Source organism: Deinococcus proteolyticus MRP (assembly GCF_000190555.1).
GTDB classification, from domain to species: domain Bacteria; phylum Deinococcota; class Deinococci; order Deinococcales; family Deinococcaceae; genus Deinococcus; species Deinococcus proteolyticus.
In genome coordinates, this window is the sequence record NC_015161.1 from 450,655 (window position 1) to 467,630 (window position 16,976).

Annotated in this window: 16 protein-coding genes; 4 read left to right on the forward strand and 12 right to left on the reverse strand. The window is 67.3% G+C overall.

All coding sequences use genetic code 11. From position 1 onward, the window contains the following. Positions 1-55 precede the first annotated feature (55 nt). The 7 genes from DEIPR_RS02290 to DEIPR_RS02320 form a co-directional block, all read right to left on the reverse strand. Positions 56-1,210, reverse strand: coding sequence for a tRNA nucleotidyltransferase/poly(A) polymerase family protein (locus tag DEIPR_RS02290; protein WP_013614220.1), 1,155 nt, complete (start codon positions 1,208-1,210; stop codon positions 56-58). Positions 1,211-1,408: 198 nt separating this feature from the next. Continuing rightward, a complete protein-coding gene (locus DEIPR_RS02295) occupies positions 1,409-4,030 on the reverse strand; it encodes a hypothetical protein (protein WP_013614221.1) in 2,622 nt (873 codons plus the stop codon). A 39-nt stretch (positions 4,031-4,069) separates the two neighbouring features. Further along, positions 4,070-4,561: a MaoC family dehydratase gene (locus DEIPR_RS02300; RefSeq protein WP_041222268.1), complete on the reverse strand. Its 492-nt coding sequence runs from the start codon at positions 4,559-4,561 to the stop codon at positions 4,070-4,072. Between the two features lie 8 nt (positions 4,562-4,569). Then, positions 4,570-5,460 (reverse strand): HpcH/HpaI aldolase/citrate lyase family protein, encoded by an 891-nt coding sequence (locus DEIPR_RS02305; RefSeq protein WP_013614223.1) that lies wholly within the window; start codon positions 5,458-5,460, stop codon positions 4,570-4,572. Between the two features lie 78 nt (positions 5,461-5,538). Next, positions 5,539-7,008 (reverse strand): Asp-tRNA(Asn)/Glu-tRNA(Gln) amidotransferase subunit GatA, encoded by a 1,470-nt coding sequence (gatA, locus tag DEIPR_RS02310; RefSeq protein ID WP_013614224.1) that lies wholly within the window; start codon positions 7,006-7,008, stop codon positions 5,539-5,541. A 198-nt stretch (positions 7,009-7,206) separates the two neighbouring features. Further along, positions 7,207-7,755 carry an SMC-Scp complex subunit ScpB gene (gene scpB, locus DEIPR_RS02315; RefSeq protein WP_041221900.1) on the reverse strand — a complete coding sequence of 183 codons (549 nt, stop codon included), beginning with the start codon at positions 7,753-7,755 and terminating at the stop codon, positions 7,207-7,209. 73 nt (positions 7,756-7,828) lie between these two features. After that, the gene (locus DEIPR_RS02320) at positions 7,829-8,464 is read right to left on the reverse strand and encodes an L-threonylcarbamoyladenylate synthase (protein ID WP_083801571.1); all 636 of its coding nucleotides are present in this window, start codon (positions 8,462-8,464) and stop codon (positions 7,829-7,831) included. A 91-nt stretch (positions 8,465-8,555) separates the two neighbouring features. On the opposite strand from DEIPR_RS02320, the gene pilC reads away from it, so the two are divergent. The 3 genes from pilC (at position 8,556) to DEIPR_RS02335 (ending at position 11,516) form a co-directional block, all read left to right on the forward strand. Next, on the forward strand, positions 8,556-9,776 hold the full coding sequence (gene pilC, locus DEIPR_RS02325; RefSeq protein WP_013614227.1) for a type IV pilus assembly protein PilC: 1,221 nt from the start codon (positions 8,556-8,558) through the stop codon (positions 9,774-9,776). 207 nt (positions 9,777-9,983) lie between these two features. After that, positions 9,984-11,066 (forward strand): PP2C family protein-serine/threonine phosphatase, encoded by a 1,083-nt coding sequence (locus tag DEIPR_RS02330; protein ID WP_245532712.1) that lies wholly within the window; start codon positions 9,984-9,986, stop codon positions 11,064-11,066. A 72-nt stretch (positions 11,067-11,138) separates the two neighbouring features. Further along, a complete protein-coding gene (locus tag DEIPR_RS02335; RefSeq protein ID WP_013614229.1) occupies positions 11,139-11,516 on the forward strand; it encodes a RidA family protein in 378 nt (125 codons plus the stop codon). A 145-nt stretch (positions 11,517-11,661) separates the two neighbouring features. Here the strand turns inward: DEIPR_RS02335 and DEIPR_RS02340 are convergent, their stop codons facing one another. The 3 genes from DEIPR_RS02340 to rocF form a co-directional block, all read right to left on the reverse strand. Continuing rightward, positions 11,662-12,549, reverse strand: a complete 888-nt coding sequence (locus DEIPR_RS02340; protein WP_013614230.1) for a hypothetical protein — start codon at positions 12,547-12,549, stop codon at positions 11,662-11,664. Positions 12,550-12,702: 153 nt separating this feature from the next. Beyond that, positions 12,703-13,602: an N-carbamoylputrescine amidase gene (gene aguB / locus DEIPR_RS02345; protein ID WP_013614231.1), complete on the reverse strand. Its 900-nt coding sequence runs from the start codon at positions 13,600-13,602 to the stop codon at positions 12,703-12,705. A 106-nt stretch (positions 13,603-13,708) separates the two neighbouring features. Beyond that, positions 13,709-14,608 (reverse strand): arginase, encoded by a 900-nt coding sequence (rocF, locus tag DEIPR_RS02350; RefSeq protein WP_013614232.1) that lies wholly within the window; start codon positions 14,606-14,608, stop codon positions 13,709-13,711. A gap of 576 nt (positions 14,609-15,184) precedes the next feature. On the opposite strand from rocF, the gene DEIPR_RS02355 reads away from it, so the two are divergent. Beyond that, positions 15,185-15,736, forward strand: coding sequence for a pyrophosphohydrolase domain-containing protein (locus DEIPR_RS02355; protein ID WP_342626725.1), 552 nt, complete (start codon positions 15,185-15,187; stop codon positions 15,734-15,736). Here DEIPR_RS02355 and DEIPR_RS02360 read toward each other — a convergent pair. Beyond that, positions 15,733-16,377 (reverse strand): histidine phosphatase family protein, encoded by a 645-nt coding sequence (locus DEIPR_RS02360; protein ID WP_013614234.1) that lies wholly within the window; start codon positions 16,375-16,377, stop codon positions 15,733-15,735. The genes DEIPR_RS02355 and DEIPR_RS02360 overlap by 4 nt on opposite strands. Positions 16,378-16,425: 48 nt before the next feature. Further along, positions 16,426-16,881 carry a hypothetical protein gene (locus tag DEIPR_RS02365; RefSeq protein ID WP_041221902.1) on the reverse strand — a complete coding sequence of 152 codons (456 nt, stop codon included), beginning with the start codon at positions 16,879-16,881 and terminating at the stop codon, positions 16,426-16,428. Between the last annotated feature and the right edge of the window lie 95 nt (positions 16,882-16,976).

Here is a 16,976-nt window from a genome sequence, read left to right on the forward strand (position 1 = left end):
ACAAGCGGGCAGGGGACAGGCGCTGGGAGGCTGACGCTCCGGGGCCGTGTTTATGTCAGAGGGACTGGTTTCCCTTGTTCCCGGGCCGTGCCTGCCACTCGTGCAGCGCGGCCCATTCCTCTGCGCGGCTGTGCAGCTCGCCCCGTGCGCGGCGCGTCCGCAAGTGCGCCAGCGCCTGCCCGAGCTGTGGGCCAGCCGTCCAGCCCGCTTGCAGAAGGTCACGCCCTTGCAGTGGCGGGTAAGCGGGGCGCTCCGGCCACAGCGCTGTGCGGAGCTGCTGTTCGGCGCTCTCCGCTGGGAAGATGTCGGCGGACTCGGCGCGGGCCAGCAGGCGTGCGGGGCCGTGGCCCAGACTCAGGCGCTCCTGCCAAAGCTGCGGGTGCTCGGCGGTATGCAGGAGGGCGGCCGCGTACAGGTCGGGATTCCCCGCGCCCGCCGCTTCCAACTGTTGCCATGTGGGCAGTAAGCCAGGCGGCAGCACCTCGCCTGCGCCCCACCCGGTCAGCATCCGGGCGACTTTGGTGGGATGGGGTTCGTGCAGCGCCAGCCCCAGCTCGGCCCACAGGCGCGGGGTGCGCTCGGCCATCTGAAGTGCGTCAGGCACCTGCCGCAGCAGCTCGGGGTGGGCGTGCAGGTCCAGCCGGGCCGCCAGCCGTGCGCCACGAATCAGGCGACTGGCGTCCTCGTGCAGCGAGTGGGCGTGCAGGGGGCGCAGCGTGCGGGCGTGCAGGTCATCCAGCCCGCCCACCACGTCCAGCAGCTCGGGCGGGTCAGCCAGGCGCAGGGCCAGTGCGTTCAGCCCGAAGTCGCGCCGCGCCAGGTCCTCGGCCAGCGTTCCGGTGGTCACGGTGGGCCGCTCGCCAGGGACAGGGTAGCGCTCGCGCCGCGCCCGAATCAGGTCAGCGCTGCGCCCGTCCGGCAGGGTGAGGGCGGCGTTTTGAAACTGCGGATGAAAGAGGTGCGGCAGGCCGGTGCGGGCGCTGTAGCGGGCGGCTAGTTCACCCACCGTCAGCCCACCTGAGGTGTCCAGCACGATGTCCAGGTCAGGCGAGTGGAGGGACGCTCCAAGGAGGGCGTCCCGCACCGCGCCGCCTACCAGCGCCAGGGTGCCCTGCCCGGCTGCATCCTGCACCAACCCGCTCAGGAAGACCCTATCGGCGGGGGCGAGGGCGTTCCAGACGGCTTGGGCACTGGCGTGGGCGGCGGGCATAGGGGGCAGTTTAGCGGGTGGATGGGCGGAGAGCAGAGGGCTAGGGGCTGAAAGAGAAGGGATAGGGGTGGCCTGGTATCCTCGCCCCCTCCTCGCCTTCCTCGCAAGTGGGAAGGGACCAGAAAAACCGTTCAGTCCCCGCCTCCTTCAATTCACGTCAAGCGCCCAAGTGGGTGGGAACTGTAGGTCAGGTGCGCCCTAAGCTCTCTGCTGTTCGCCTTCTGCCGCCCCCTCTTCCTCCGCCGGGGCCAGTTGCCCAATCCACAGCAGCAGCAGGCCAATCAGGGTGAGGCCCAGGCCGCGTGCGCTGACGCCCAGGCCGTCCAGGTCCAGCAGCACCAGTTTGCCGGCCCCCAGCCCGAACAGCGTGAGGCCCACCCACCACGCCTGGCGCTGCTCGCTGCGGTAAGCCCACAGCAGTCCGGCCAGGCCAGCGAGGATGAGCAGGCCGGTGGCGATGAGGTGAGCAGCCAGGCGGTCTGGTGCCAGCCCCAGCGAGAGGGTGAGCAACCCGCCGAACCCCTGCGCCAGCGCACTGCCCAGCAGCAACAGGCCCCAGCCGGGCAGCGCCAGCAGTGGCTGGGGCTGGGGCGCACGGCTGGCCCACACCAACGCTCCGCACGCCGCCACCCAGGCCAGCCAGCCGCTGCCCAGGCTGAGGCTTTCGCGCTCATTGAGGGTGATGAGGGGAGCGGCGCACAGAGCCGCCAGCAGACTGGCCGAGAGCAGCAGCCGGGGGAGCAGGCGCTCGGAACGCAGCGGCAGCCGCGTGAGCAGCGGCACCAGCAGCGCTGCCAGAACACCGGTCAGCAGCAGGGCCGTTTCCTCCCGCCCAAGCCAGGTGTGGAGGAACAACGCTGTACCCAGCAGCCAACCGCTGACCGCACCCACCTCCAGCCAGCGCACCGCACGGTTCAGGTCCAGGCGCAGCGCAGCCCCGAGGGTTGTCCAAGCTGTACGTAGATTTGGAGCCAGGCTGAGGGCGAGCAGGCCCCCCGCCGCCACGCTGAGATACAGCCACGCCCAGGCTGCCTCGCCCACAGCGCTGAACATCGGGAAGGCTGCCGCTGTCAACAGGTGAAGCAAGGCCATCAGCAGCCCCGGCCCTAAGGTCCAGGCCGCGAACCAGAGTAGTCGTCCCTGCCAGCGCGTGCCTGCCCAGACCGCCAGTGCCAGCGTGCCCAGCAGCGGCAGCAGTGGGGCCGGGTCACCCTGAAGTAATCGGAGCGGAAGGAAGGCTGCCGCCGCCAGCAGCAGCGCCGCACTGCCCGCCGAAGACAGGCGCAGCGCTGCCCCCAGTGCGGCCAGGGTGCCCAGGAGCGCCGCGGCCTTCTCGGTCATGTTTTCGGTCACCTGGGGACCCAAGCGTTCCAGGTTTGCGCCACCTTCCAGCAGCAGCAAGGCCCCCAGGCCCGCGCCGCCCCGCTGCCAGGTGCGGGAGCCGCTCCAATGCCCGTACACAGCGGCCAGCAGCGCGTAAGGCAGCAGCCGCCAGACAGCCCAACTCTCCTGGCCCGGCATGTCCAGGCCCGCGGTGAGCCAGCGCTCGGTCAGGCTGGCGGCGAGAGCAAGGGCGGCCAGGACCAGAGCGTCTCTGACCACGTCCGGTTGCCGCCCGGTCCACAGCTGGGGAAACTGCCGGACACGCCACCCCAGCGCCGCCAACGTGACCAGCCACAGCCCCAGCGCAGAGGGCAGCAGGGGCCGCTCCCCCACCGGAAACAGCAGGGCCGCCGCTGCGGTGAGCGCCAGGCTGACGATGGCAGCGGCGTGCAGGGCGTGGGCTTTTTTGCCAGATTGCTCGGCTGGGCTGCCGGGTGCCTGCGCTGTCACGGTCAGGCCCAGCACGCCCAGACCGCCCATCAGCAGCCACAGCAGGCTTTCGCCGCTCAGGTTGTGGGCCACAGCGCTTATCCATAGACCTAGGGTGCCCAGTGGGAGCAGCCAAGGCAGCAGCTCCAGCGGCCAGCGGGCGGCGGTGGGTAAGCGGAGCTGACGACTGCGCCAGAGACTCCACAGCGCCGCCGCAAACACCACGCTTAGCGCCAGTTGTGCGGTGCCCAGCGTACCGAGCTGCTCAGCCAGGTCATCGGCCAGCAGCCAGGTGGCCAGCGTAGCCCCGCCCAGCGCCACCAGCAGGGTGAGCGGTTCGCGCCGCTGCCAGGCGTGCCAGCCCACCAGCAGGCTGAGCAGTCCGGTCAGCCCCAGCACCGCCAGCACCGGCAAGGCTCCGGCCTGAAACATCGCCCCGAAGGCCAGCGCCGCAATGCCGTAGCCCAGGCCGCGCAGCACCGCGCCCACCACCGGACGGGCACGCTCGGCCAGGGCGTACAGCGCCGCCGCCAGCGCGAAGGCCGCGGCCAACTGCACTTCGGGCGTGAACACCCCAGCCCGCACCAGTTGCGACAGCACCGCCCCCAGCCCCAGCAGGGTCAGCAGGCCGCCCAGCACGGCGAACGGCTGCCCGCCCCAGACAGAGCGCGGAGCCGTCTGCGGTGGCGCAGGGGATGGAGTTGGCCGACTCCGCCCAGCCCTGTCAGGAGTCAAAAAATTGATGCTCAGTTCGCTGAAGGGAGTGCCGCCCGAGCGCGGAGGCGGCGGGGCAGGCGCGGGTGCAGGCTGGTCCGCTGCGCCTGCGTCGGAAGGCGGGCGTAGGTGTGGCGCGGTGGCCGTGGCCTGAGACAGCCGCCGCGCTGCTTCCGTCATCTGCAGCGCCTCAAGCTGTTCTTCCAGCGCCCTGAGCCGCTGTGCCTGGTCGCTGACCCGTGCCCACAGCGCCAACACGGCGATGACCAGCGCCAGGACCAGGGCAGACAACATAATCCAGTTTACACTTGGTGCTCACGGCGTGGCTGACTTTTACTCGGCCCTCTCCGCCTGTGTCTCGCGGCCCTGCATCAGCATGGTGCGGCTGCATTCGGCCACCACTTCGCCCCGCTGATTGATGGCGCGGTGCCGCACGGTCACGATGCCCTGCCCAGGGCGGCTGCGGCTGGCGCGGGCTTCCAGCACTTCCGACTCGGCGCGGATAGTATCGCCGTGAAAGACGGGCGCGGGAAAGCGCACATCATTCAGGCCCAGGTTGGCAATCAGGGTGCCCAGCGTCAGCTCGTGGACGCTCAGGCCCACCAGCAGGCTCAGCGTCATCAGCGAGTTGACCAGCGGTTGTCCGAACTCACTGCCCGCCGCGTATTCGAAATCCAGGTGCAGCGGCTGCGGATTCATGGTGAGCGTGGTAAAGAGGATATTGTCGCTCTCGGTCAGCGTGCGGGTCACGCGGTGGCGAATCACGGTGCCTACGGGCAATTCTTCGAAGTAGCGGCCCTGTGGGCGCAGCAGGTCGGCATTCAGTTCGGTCATCAGAGTTCCTCCGGGGTGGGTGCCTGGCTGTGGTGGGCGGTCAGTACGGCGCGGGCGGCGGCAAGCATCGGCTCATCCACCATCTGCCCTTCAAAGCTGAAGGCTCCGTGTCCAGCGCGGGCGGCGTCCTCGGCGGCGGCCAGCAGGGCGCGGGCGCGGGTCAGTTGCGCCTCGCTCACCCCAAAAATCTCGTTGCTGAGCGTCACCTGCGCGGGGTGAATACACAGCTTGCCGCCGTAGCCCAGGCTGCGGCCCTGCGCGGCGTCCTCACGGAAGCGGGGTTCGTCGTTCAGCGCTGTCACCACGATGTCCAGCGCATGCGTGCCGGTCAGCCGGGCGGCCAGCGCCACCTGCGAGCGGGCGTACAGCACTTCCAGATTGCCGGGCGTGCGGACCCCGCCCAGGTCGGTGACATAGTCTTCCGCCCCGAAGTACGCCCACGGCACGCAGTCCAGTTGCAGGATGCTGCGGGCGTTCCAGACCCCGGCTCCGGTTTCCAGCCCTGCCAGGATGGGCAAGGTCAGCCCCCGCTCACGCAGAGCGTCGCGGGCCATTTCAGCGTCTACGGCGGTTTCCAGCTTGGGCACCACTACGCCGGTTAGGGTCGGGTGCAGCGCCGCCAGGTCATCCTCAAAAAAGGGCGAATGCACCGAGTTGACCCGCACGAACACCGCCAGCTCCGGGTGTTCGCGGCACAGGCGCTCGCTGCCTTCACGCGCAGTGGGCCGCGCCTCGGCCTTGGCTTCGGGCGTCGCGGGCACCGCGTCTTCCAGGTCAATCACCACCGCGTCAGGCTGCGAGCGGGGCAACTTGGCAATCAGGTCAGCGCGGCCAGCCGGAGCAAAGAGCACCGAACGGGGCCGCCGGGAGGCGGGTTGAATTGTGGACATGCCTCCCAGTTTAGACGGTTGTGGGTAGGGAGTTGAGCTGTCTGGGGGTCTAAGGGAGTAGGGAGAGGCTCCCGCTCCTCAGCCGATTCCCCACTCCGGATACCCTTCAGGCACTTCCAGGCGGACCGCTTCCTGAGCTTCCAGCGCAGCGGCCAGGGCCACCAGTTGGGCGTCGGCTCCGGCGCGGGCGGCGAATTGCAGGCCGATGGGCAGGCGCTCACCTTCTACCGCCTCAAAGCCAGCGGGCACGTTCAACGCGGGAATTCCGGCCAGGTTAATCGCCACAGTGTTCACGTCGGCGGCGTACATGGCAAGCGGGTCACTGATGCGCTCGCCCAGGCCAAAGGCGGGAAAGGGGCTGGTCGGCATCAGCAGCACGTCGTAGTCCTCAAAGGCCCGCTCAAATTCCTCGGCAATCAGGCGGCGCACTTGCAGCGCTTTGGTGTAGTAGCGCTCCGAGTACCCGCTGCTGAGGATAAACGTACCGAGCATGATGCGCTTTTGCACTTCCGCCCCGAAGAATTCCTCGCGGGTGTGCAGCATGGACGGCACCGCCCCTCCTTTGCTGTCGGCGGCGCGGCGGCCATAGTGCATGCCGTCATAGCGCGAGAGGTTGGAGCTGGCTTCGGCCATTGCCACGATGTAGTAGGTTGCCACTGCGTGCTTCAGGTGTGGCAGGCTGACTTCGCTGACCGTGGCCCCCGCCGTCTCCAGAGCGGACCGCATTTGTTCCAGCGAAGCCTGCACGCCGCCGGTCAGGCCCTGTTGCCCCTCGCGCACCAGGCCCACGCGCAGGCGGCTCAGGTCCAGCGGGCCGTCAAACCGGGTTTCTTCTTGCAAGCTGGTGGCGTCCTGCGGGTCGTGGCCCGACATGGTCTGCATCGTCAGTGCCAGGTCGGCGGCGCTTAGGGCGAAGGGGGCCACCGTATCCAGGCTGCTGGCGTAGGCCACCAGACCGGAGCGGGAAATACGCCCGTAGGTGGGTTTCATGCCGTATACGCCGCACAGCGCCGCGGGCTGCCGCACCGAGCCGCCGGTATCGCTGCCGATGGTCAGCGGAGCCAGCCGGGCCGCGATGGCCGCTGCACTGCCGCCCGAGCTGCCGCCGGGCACGCGGTCTTTACCCCAGGGGTTCAGCGCCGGGCCAAAAGCGCTGTTTTCGTTGCTGGACCCCATCGCAAACTCGTCCAGATTGGCCTTGCCCACCACGATGGCTCCGGCGTCTATCAGGCGCTGCACGGCAGTAGCGGTGTAGGGCGAGCGGTACTCTTCCAGCATGTGGCTGCCGCAGGTGGTCCGCGTGCCGCGCAGATTCAGGTTGTCTTTGATGATGACCGGCACTCCGGCCAGCGGCAGCGCTTCACCAGCCGCCAGTCGCCGCTCCAGCGCCTGCACCTGTTCGCCCGTTTCCACCTCGCTCAGGACGGCGTTCAGCTCGCTGGCTGCCCTTATGCGGCGCAGAGATTCCTGCACTGCCGTGTCAGGGGAAACGGTGCCGCTGCGGATGGCTTGGGCGGTCTGAGTGGCGGGTGAAGGCAGACTCGGCATAGGCCCCAGTGTAAAGGCAGCGCCGGCACAGCTCCGCGTGCCCACTTCCCCAGGCCGGAGCAGGGTGGGGTGGGCACAGAACGAGAGCCGCAACGGGCCAGACTTTGCAGGGTGGGGCTTTGGCCGGCCCAGTCCGCTTTTCTCGGCAGCTCCTCTGAGGTCCGCCTCGGCTGTGCGGAACCTCCACGCCCTTTTCCTTCAGCCGCGCAGCAGCTCCGAGAAGTCGTTGCCTTCCAGCGGCGGCAGTTCTTCTAGCGAAGCCAGACCGAATTCCAGCAGGAATTTCTGGGTGGTGCCGTACAGGATAGGGTGCCCCACGACGTCGCTGCGGCCCACGGCCTTGACCAGTTCGCGCTCCTGCAAGGTGACCAGCGTAGAGGCGCTCCCCCCACGCATGGCCTCGATTTCGGCGCGGGTCACCGGCTGCCGGTAGGCGACGACCGCCAGCACCTCCAGCGCCGCATGGCTGAGCGGCGGCAGTGCCGGCGGGGCCAGCACCGGGGCCAGCCGTGGCCCCAGCTCAGGCGGCACGTACAGCCGCCAGCCCCCGGCCACCAGTTCCGCGGCCAGCCCCAGTTCCGGCAGGCGGCGCTGCAAGTCGTGTATCACCCGCAGGGCGGCGTCTTCATTCAGCCCGGTCAGTCCGGCCAGTTCTCCCAGGCGCAGCGGCCGGCCCGCCGCCAGCAGGGCTGCACAGACAAGCTGGAGCGGGGTGGGGTCAGGGGCCGGGGCAGACTTGGCGGGCATACGGCCAGGCATGATAGCGCTCCGGCCCGGATAGACCTTCTGGACTGCAGGGCAGCCCGCCCAGCCGGGCGATTTACGGCTGGGTAGGCCCGGAAAAAGGCACCTCAGCCAGCGGCGTGCCGTGCAGGCAGGCCCGAATGTCTGCCAGTCGCAGTGCGCCTGCCCGCAGCACGTCCAGTCCGGTTTCGCTGACCCGCAGTACGGTGCTGGCCTCGCCGCTGGGGGGCTGGCCTCCGTCGCCCAACACCTGCTCCGCCAGGCCGAGTGCGCGGGCCTCGGCCTCGCTGCGGGCTACCGGCTGACCGCTCAGGTTCAGGCTGCTGGTAAGCAGTCGCCCGCCGCTTCCATGCAGCAGTGCCTGAGCGGCGGGGTGTGCCGGCACCCGCAGGCCTACCCAGCCGCCGGGCGCCAGGTACTCGGGCAGTCCGGCCCGTGCCTGCACCACCAGGGTCAGCGGTCCCGGCCAGAAGGCGGTCAGTGGGCGCAGCAGGTCCGGGTGCTGCGCCCAGGCCAGCGCCAGCTGAGGTGAAGCACACGACACCTGGAAGGCCTGTTTCGGGTCGCGGCCCTTGGCGCGGATCAGGGCTTCCCAGCCTTCTTGGGTAGGGGGGGCACCCAGGCCCCAGACCGTTTCGGTGGGAAAGGCCACCAGCGGGGGAGCAGCTTTGGAACGAATGCCACCTTGAGGAGCGGATGAGGGAGAGTCCATAACAGAATTCTGTCTGAAAGCGTGCAGCTGCAGGCTTGCCCCTTCTTTCATCTGCTTCTTGAGGATTCTAAAGAAAGCTTATACTTTTCACATGGCGGTTTATCAGTACAGGGTGCGCGACGGCTCAGGCAAAATCCTGACCTCGCAGATGGAAGCGGACAGCATCGGGCAGGTCCGCGAAGCGCTGCGGTCGCGTAAGCTGACGATTCTTGATATTAAGGAGCCGGCCAGCGGACTGAACGCCGATATCAAGATTCCCGGCCTGGACAACCGGCCCCCTGACCTCAAGACGGTGGCGCTGTTCAGCCGCCAGATGGCCACCCTCATTAACGCCGGTGTGCCGCTGGTCCAGGCGCTGTTCATCATGCAAAAGCAGATTGAACACAAGAGCTTTCAGGAGGTTGTCCGCAAGGTGCGCATAGACGTGGAAGGCGGCCTGCCGCTCAGCGAGGCGATGGCCAAGCACCCCAAGGCCTTCAACCGCCTCTACCTGAACCTGGTGCGGGCCGGCGAAACCTCGGGCACGCTGGAGCTGATTCTGGGCCGCATCGCGGATTTCCAGGAAAAGGACCTGGCGCTGCGCGGCAAGGTGAAAAAGGCGCTGACCTACCCCACCATCGTGCTGGTCTTCGCCCTGCTGATCACCTGGGGCCTGATCCGTTTCGTGGTGCCCACTTTCGGTGACATCCTCACCTCCATGAATACCGAGCTGCCCATCATCACCCGCATGCTGATGAGCATGTCGGCTTTCCTGCAGAGCTATACCTGGGTGCTGGTGCTGATTGCGGGCATCCTCTACGCGGCTTACCGCTGGTATTACTCCACCGCGCAGGGCCGGCGCGTGATTGATCAGATTAAGCTCAAGATGCCGCTGCTGGGACCACTGACCCGCAAAGGCGCCATCGCTTCGTTCAGCCGCACGCTCGGCATGCTGCTTAGCAGCGGGGTGAACATCATCGAGTCGCTGGACATCACCAAGGGCACGGCCGATAACGCCATCATCGAAGAGGCCATCGAAAACGGCAAGAACGTGGTGACGGTGGGCGAGCCGCTGAGCGGCAGCCTGGCGGCCAGCCCCGTGTTCCCCCCCATGGTGACCAGCATGGTAGCGATTGGCGAGGAGACCGGCGCACTGGACGACATGCTGGAAAAGGTGGCCGACTTTTACGACCGCGAAGTGGAAGAGGCGGTCGACAGCCTGACCGCTGCCATCGAGCCGATTATGATTGTGGCGCTCGGCGGCATCGTGCTGTTTATCGTGCTGGGCATGTTCACCCCGATGTTCTCGATTATCAACACCCTCAGCGTCTGAGGCGGCCTGTATGGGTCAGGGAAAAAGAAAGGGAATGGCTCCGCCGCTTCTCATCTGGCCCCTCGGCGCCCAAAGCGCACCAACTTCCTGAACTCTGGGTCACTGGCCCCCGCCTCCTTTCCACGTAACGGAGTCTCACGATGGTGTCCGCTTCTCCTCTCTACAACGGTCCTCACACCTGGTCGGCACGCAGGTGGTGGGGGGCCGTTGTTTAGACCCGGTCTCGGTACCCGCAGCGCCGGCGGGACCGAGCTACGGGCGGCCTGCTTGACCGATATCGGTGTGCAGCGCCGTGGCTCGGTGAATCAGGATGCGGTCATGGCAGCCGAAGTTCCTGGGGCCCAGCTGTTTGCCGTGGCGGACGGCATGGGCGGCCACGCCGCCGGCGAGCTGGCAGCCCAGCTGGCGCTGGAAGCGTTCGCCCGCGTGCTGGGGCGTCAGCGCGGGCCCTTGCCCCAGCGGATGATCTACGCCGCCGAAAGTGCCAATCAGGCGGTATACCGCCGGGCGGTAGGCGAGCTGAGCGGCATGGGCACCACGCTGCTGGCGGCCGTCGTGAGCCGCGGCGCGCTGTACCTGGCCCACGTCGGAGACTCACGGGCTTACCTGATGCGCGGCGACGCCCTGTTCCGGCTGACCGACGACCATTCCTGGGTGGCGGACCAGCTGCGGGCCGGCGAACTCACCCCTGAACAGGCGCGCACCCACCGCTGGCGCAATGTGGTGAGCAACGCGCTGGGCGGTGAGGACCAGGTCCGCTTGGAATTGCTGAATATCCCGCTTGAAGCTGGTGACCGCCTGCTGCTGTGCACCGACGGCCTGTATGGCCCAGTAAGCGAGCAGAAGCTCCTGACCGTGCTGAGCCTGCCCCGTACGCCCCAGCAGTTGACCCGCACCCTGATTGACCTGGCCAATCAGGCGGGGGGGCCGGACAATATCTCGGTGGCTGTGGTGGACGTACTGAATCCTGGCGGGCCGCCGCCCCGGCCCCTGGTTCGCCGCCGGGAAGGGCCGGTCTATGCCGAGCAGCTGCTCAGGGAAGCGCAGCAGGGTTCACCGCTGACCTACCTGCTGCTGGGAGCGGTGTATCTGGTACTGCTGACGATGGCCCTGTTGCCGATGTACCGGCTACACACTGCCCTGGTGGGTGCTGGCCTGCTGGGCCTGTTGCTGCTGTACAGGCGACATTGGCAGTCTCCGCATGAAGCGGTGTTGCGCCCGGAAGCCCGGGTCACGCTGGCTCAGCCGGGCCACGACCCCTGGACCGAGACAGGGCGGCTCAATACCTGAGGGAACGGCAACACCGTGTCTGTCTGGGAGAGCAGCTGTTCGGGACGCCACCTCCTCGGCTAGATTGAGGGCATGAAACAGCAAGTCAAGACGGAACAGGCGGCCCCTGCTATCGGTGCTTACAGCCAGGGCGTCAGCTTCGGCAATCTGGTGATTACCAGTGGTCAGCTGGCGCTGCTGCCCAGCGGCGAGTGGGCCGGCGGTGACGCCCGCGCCCAGGCCAAGCAGGCCATGGACAACCTCGGCGCTGTGCTGCGTGCCGCTGGCACCGACTACGACCGGGTGGTCAAGACCACCATTTTCGTGGCGAACATGGACGACTTTGCCGATATCAACGAGGTGTACTCGGGCTACTTCCAGCCGCCCTTCCCGGCACGCTCGCTGGTGCAGGTGGCCCGGCTGCCCAAGGACGCCCTGGTCGAGATTGAGGCGATCGCCGAGCTGCACTGACCCCCCGTGTCTTTGCCCGGCGGCGATGTGGCCTGGACTCCAGGCCACTTGCCTGCGCTGCTCATCTGGGTTGCTTGTCTGTCTTGCTTGTCTGTGCTGAGTCGTGACCTGACCTGGCAACGCCCCAAGCTGGAAGCGGCTCCGTTCAGCGGGGGTCCAGGGGCCCACCGGCCATGCCTTCATCGGCCAAGCGGCCCATCTGACTGTAGTTGGGCAGGGTGGCCGCGCCTGGTCCGCTGTTTATTTGCTGGTCCAGTGTGGCTGCCAGAGTGCGGGCGTAGTGCCCGGCGGCCAGCAGCGGCAGGATGTACAGCAGGCTGATGCCGGTCAGCAACAACAGGGCGAACAGATTCCCCAGCAGGCCACCGGAGTCCGCGTCCGTCACGCCGCCCAGCAGGGTGAGCAGCAGATACAGCACCTGCAGAACAATCAACACGGTGCACCAGGTGTTCAGGCGGTCGGCGTCTGCCTTCAGGAGCTGCCCCTGACCACTCAGCCGCCCTGTGGCCGCTGCCAGGAAACGGCGCAGAGCCGTGTAAGGAAAATAGATGCCTACCAGCAGCGTGCCCAGCAGAACCGCCAGAATGAGGGCGAAGGCGACCAGGGCTTCGGCTGGGAAGCCGCCAGAGACGAACTGGCCCGCAGCCCAGACGCCCAGTGCCCCCAAAAGGTAAAAGGCGATGTTGGCCCAGACGATCGCCGTAATCCACTTGCCTAGGGTGCGGTCCAGCTCCTGCAGTCGCCCCGCGTCGCCCCCGTGCAGGGCCAACTGGGCTGAGCGGTCCACCCACTCCTTGCCCCAGCTCAGCAGGCTCCAGTACGCCCACAGGCTCAGGGCGACCAGGAGTGCCGGCAAGCTCAGCAACCAGGTCAGTTCGCGTGCGGACGTACCCTCGGAAATCTCCCCGGTAAGCCCATAGAGCAGCGCTGCCAGCAGGCTCAGCAGGGCGATACCGCCAAAAAGCAGATAAAGGATGCGCCAGACGCCCAGCCAGCCACTGAGCCGGCCGGCAGACTGTTGCAATTGGGTCATAGAGTAAGACATGTCTCAATTATTCACAGAGATGTCAGGATTGTAACTCTTCTCTCTGTTGGCCGCCCGCCCTACAAACAGGCCCCGCTCCATGGTTGGAAGGGGGCCCTGTGGACCGGCTTGGCCGGGAGCGGAGATAAGTGGGGCTGAAGCCTAGCCCCGGCGGGTCTGACCGTCCAGCGTCAGCAGCGGCCCGTACAGCTCCGGGCGGCGGTCACGGAAAAAGCCCATGCCTGCGCGGAACCGCCGCGACTCGGCCAGGTCCAGGGTCTGCAGCAAAAAGCCCTCTTCCTCCTCGCCTAGTTCGGCAACGATGGCGCCGGTGTAGTCGGCCAGGAACGAGTGACCGTAATAGGTCTGCTCGGCGCCGTCCACCACTTCACGGCCCACACGGTTGCACGACCCCACATACGCCGAGTTGCTCACCGCGTGGCCCTGCATGGCCCGCTGCCACATCTGGTAGCTGTTGGGGCTTTCCACCTCGGCCGGTTCACTGCCGATGGCCGTGGGGTACAGCAGGAAATCGGCGCCCAGCAGCATCATGGCGCGGGCGGTTTCGGGATACCACTGGTCCCAGCAGATGCCCACGCCTACGCGCCCGAAGCGGGTGTCCCAGACCCGGAAGCCGGTGTCGCCGGGGTTGAAGTAGTATTTTTCCTCGTAGCCGGGGCCGTCGGGGATGTGGGTCTTGCGGTAGTTGCCGAGCACTTCGCCGTCCGCATCTATGCAGACCAGCGAGTTGTAGTACGCCTGCCCCGACGCCTCAAAGTAACTGACCGGCAGCACCACGCCCAGTTCCTTTGCCAGCGCCTGGAAACGGGGAATGAAGGGATGGTCCTCCAGCGGGTGCGCCAGGCCGAAGTAGTCCTCCCGCTCGGCCTGGCAGAAGTACAGGTTCTCGAACAGCTCGGGCAGCAGAATCACCTGGGCGCCGGCGGCGGCGGCGGCACGCACATGCCCCTCGGCGCGGGCAAGATTGTCTTCCAGCTGGTCGGTCATATGCATCTGAATCACAGCCAGCTGTACGGTGTCGGGGGTGCCTTTACGCGTCATAGGGTCCATTGTAGGGGCGCAGAGTGGGAGGCTGAAAGTGTGAAAAAGCGGAAAGCGGCGACCGCACTTTCCTTCTGCGGTCGCCGCTTTCTGCCTGCTCCCCGCTTTACATGATTCGCAGGCCCATCAGGCTGGCGGCCATTTCCACCATCACCTCGGCCGTCTTGTTGCCCACGTCCAGCGTGGGATTCACTTCCACGATGTCCATGCTGGTCACGCGGCCGGACTCGCACAGCAGTTCCATCAGCAGGTGGCCTTCGCGGTAGCTCAGGCCGCCGGGCACCGTGGTGCCGGTGCCGGGGGTCACGCTGGGGTCCAGGGCGTCGGCGTCGTAGGAGACGTGCAGGCGCTCCACGTCCGAGAGGTACTCCATGGTTTCATCGAAAATGCGGCTGATGCCCAGCTGGTCCACGTCCTTCATGGTGTAGATACGCACGCCGTGCTCGCGCACCAGGGCGGCTTCCTTGGGGTCCACCGAGCGGATGCCGATCATCACGATGTCGCGGGGGTTCAGCCGCCAGTCGCCGGCCAGTGCAGCCAGCTGCGGGTCGCCCAGGCCGCACAGCTGCGCGACCGGCATGCCGTGAATGTTGCCGCTGGGGCTGATGTCGGGGGTGTTGAAGTCGGTATGGGCATCCACCCAAATCAGGCCCATGCGCCGGCCCAGGCCACCGCCGCGCAGGGCGTTGCCGGCCACGGTCCCCATGGCGATAGAGTGGTCGCCGCCGATGGTAATGGGAAAGACGTCGTCCGGCAGCTCCCGCAGGCGCTCTACCGTGGCGCGGCTGGCGTCCAGAATGGGACCCAGAAAGTCCAGGCCACTGCCCGAGAACTTGTCCACGCTTTCGGGCAGCGCCACGGGCACGTCCCCCAGGTCGCGGACCTCATGGCCGAGTTCGCACAGTCGCTGGGCCAAGCGGGCGTTGCGCAGAGCCGAAGGGCCCATATCCACGCCACGGCGGCCGGCTCCCAGGTCCATGGGAATACCGAGAATATTGATGTTCATGCCAGCCAGCCTAGCGTGCAAAATGCCGTATACCACGCGGCTGCAACTTTATAGGTCCGGGCCGTTTCGCTGCCGGCCAGGGGTAGGGTGGTGGGCCGGCGAGGCGGCCCGGAGTCAACCCTGACATGCAAGAAGGAAAGGGGCCGCAGGAGAGACGCTGCGCTCTACTCTGCAAATGTCAGGACTTTGTCCAGAGCGGCTCCAGCCTGAGAGAAAATACGTGTTCTCTGATTGCTCAAGCTTTAATGATTCCGCGCTTCATACTCCTGTCAGGATGGGTAGAGATACTGCTCTAGGTTGTGTAAGAACCCAGGGACTCGACAGGGTCCCGCTAGCCTGAGCCCCGCAGCTGAATTCATCTTTCCGGAAGATTGCGCGGGCCAGCTCTGAGGGAGACGTCCACCTCGCCTGCCCTGCAGGCCACAAAACGGACGTACGAGCGAGCCAGGACCGGCTGCCGGTGGGTTCGATTCCCGCTGCTCGCTGCCGCAAAAGAGTTTCCCACCTGGGAAGCTCTTTTTTTATGCTTCCCACCTGGGGCGGCCGGCTCCTGGGATTCGGCGCTAGATTCTGGGGGTGTGTGACCCTGCCTCTCCTGCTGCACCGACAGATGTACCGGTGGACCCCGCCAGGCTGGACCGCTGCGCCGGGCCACTGGACTACACCCGCGCCCTGCGCAGCTTTCACCAGGCCATCGGTGAGCCGGCACCGACCCGCCCGGCGCTTCCGTCCGCAGATCTGCTGAGAATTCGCCGCACCCTGCTGGACGAGGAATGGGCCGAGGTGCAAGAAGAACTGGACCTGCTCCAGGCCCGCCTGGCGGCCGGCGAGGCCCAGGCAGACCCGCCCGCCGAGTTGCACCGGCTGGCCCACGAGCTGACTGATCTGCTGTACGTGACCTACGGCACGCTGGTGCAACTGGGCATTGACCCGGACGCCACCTTCGCGGCAGTCCACCAGGCGAATCTGCGCAAGGTGGGCGGTCCTCTACGGGCCGACGGCAAGCTGCTCAAGCCCGACGGCTGGCAACCGGCCGACGTGCGGGGGGTGCTGGAGGGGCTGAGCCGGGGCACAGAGCAAAGCCAAGGCACGGAGCCAAGCCGGGACACGGGGCTGCAGGAGGGCTAAAGGCCCCCGGCGCCGGCGAGGTGGTCTTTGATGCCCAGTTCGGCAGACACGACTGCGCCATTCTGATACGTCAGGCGTGAGAAAGCGGCGTTGGCGTGGTTGAAGCGGTGGGTGGGCCACACCGTCTGGTAGTCCTCGTTCAGCAACCGGGTGAGCAGCGCAAAGATGGTGAGCTGGTGGGCCACCACGGCCACCGTCTGGCCGGGGCCGGGGAGGTGGCCCTCCACGAAGCGGGAGGCCCGGTTCACCACATCGGTGCCGCACTCGCCGCCGGGGCACAGGAAGCTGGGGTCGCCGCCCCGGAAGCGCAGGTAGTCGTCCGGGAACTGCGCTTCTATCTCGGTGATGCTCCTGCCATCCCAGTCGCCGAAGGCAATTTCACGCAGGGCCGGCGATGTCTCCAGCTGGCCGCCCACCTCTGCCTGCACGGCCTGGGCAGTCTGTACGGCGCGGGGCAGGTCGCTGCTGAGAATCAGGGGGGAACGGACGCCCTCGGCGCGGAGCCGCTGTGCGGTGGCCTGCACCTGGGCGCGGCCGGTGGCGTCCAGCGGGGTGTCGGTCTGCCCCTGAAAGCGGCCCTGTGCGTTGAGGGCGGTCTGGCCGTGGCGAATCAGGATCAGGGTACCGGAGTCGGCTGTCATGGCACAGCAGTATGCCACCAGTGGCTGCCCACGCGGCAAGCGGGGCGCCTACAGCTGCAGCCGGCGTGGGTCGGGGGCTTCGCGGCAGGTGGGGGCGCTCAGGTCGTACCAGCCCAGCGGGCGCAGCGAATCGCCGCACTCGCGCAGGTACAGCTGGGCATAATGCTCGGCGTAGCGCTCGAACAACTGCGAATTGTAGGTGTCCAGCCCCTGCGTATTCGGGCTCACCTTGATGTACCGGCCCGCCGCGCAGTGCCCGAACTCGTGAGCGGCCACCTGAACCAGTGCCGTGCCGGCGTAGCGCGGGGTGGTCAGGTCGCCGGGGCGGTGGCCCAGGCTGCTGGTCAGGCCGCCCAGCGACCCTGGAGTGACCAGACGCCAGTGGACCGTCACGCCGTGTGTGGTGGTGGTCCACTGGGCATTGTCTCGGGGCGGCACCGTGAACATGCAGCCGCTCAGCAGCGGCAGCAGGGCCAGCAGGGAAGGGAGCAGCAAGCGGCGCATGGTCTCAGTATGGCGTGCGCTGCCCCCCGCCATTTCCCCGCTCGCTCCGCCGTTTCCTGTGCCCTGCTGCCGGCAGCTGCCATGCGCGGTCAAGC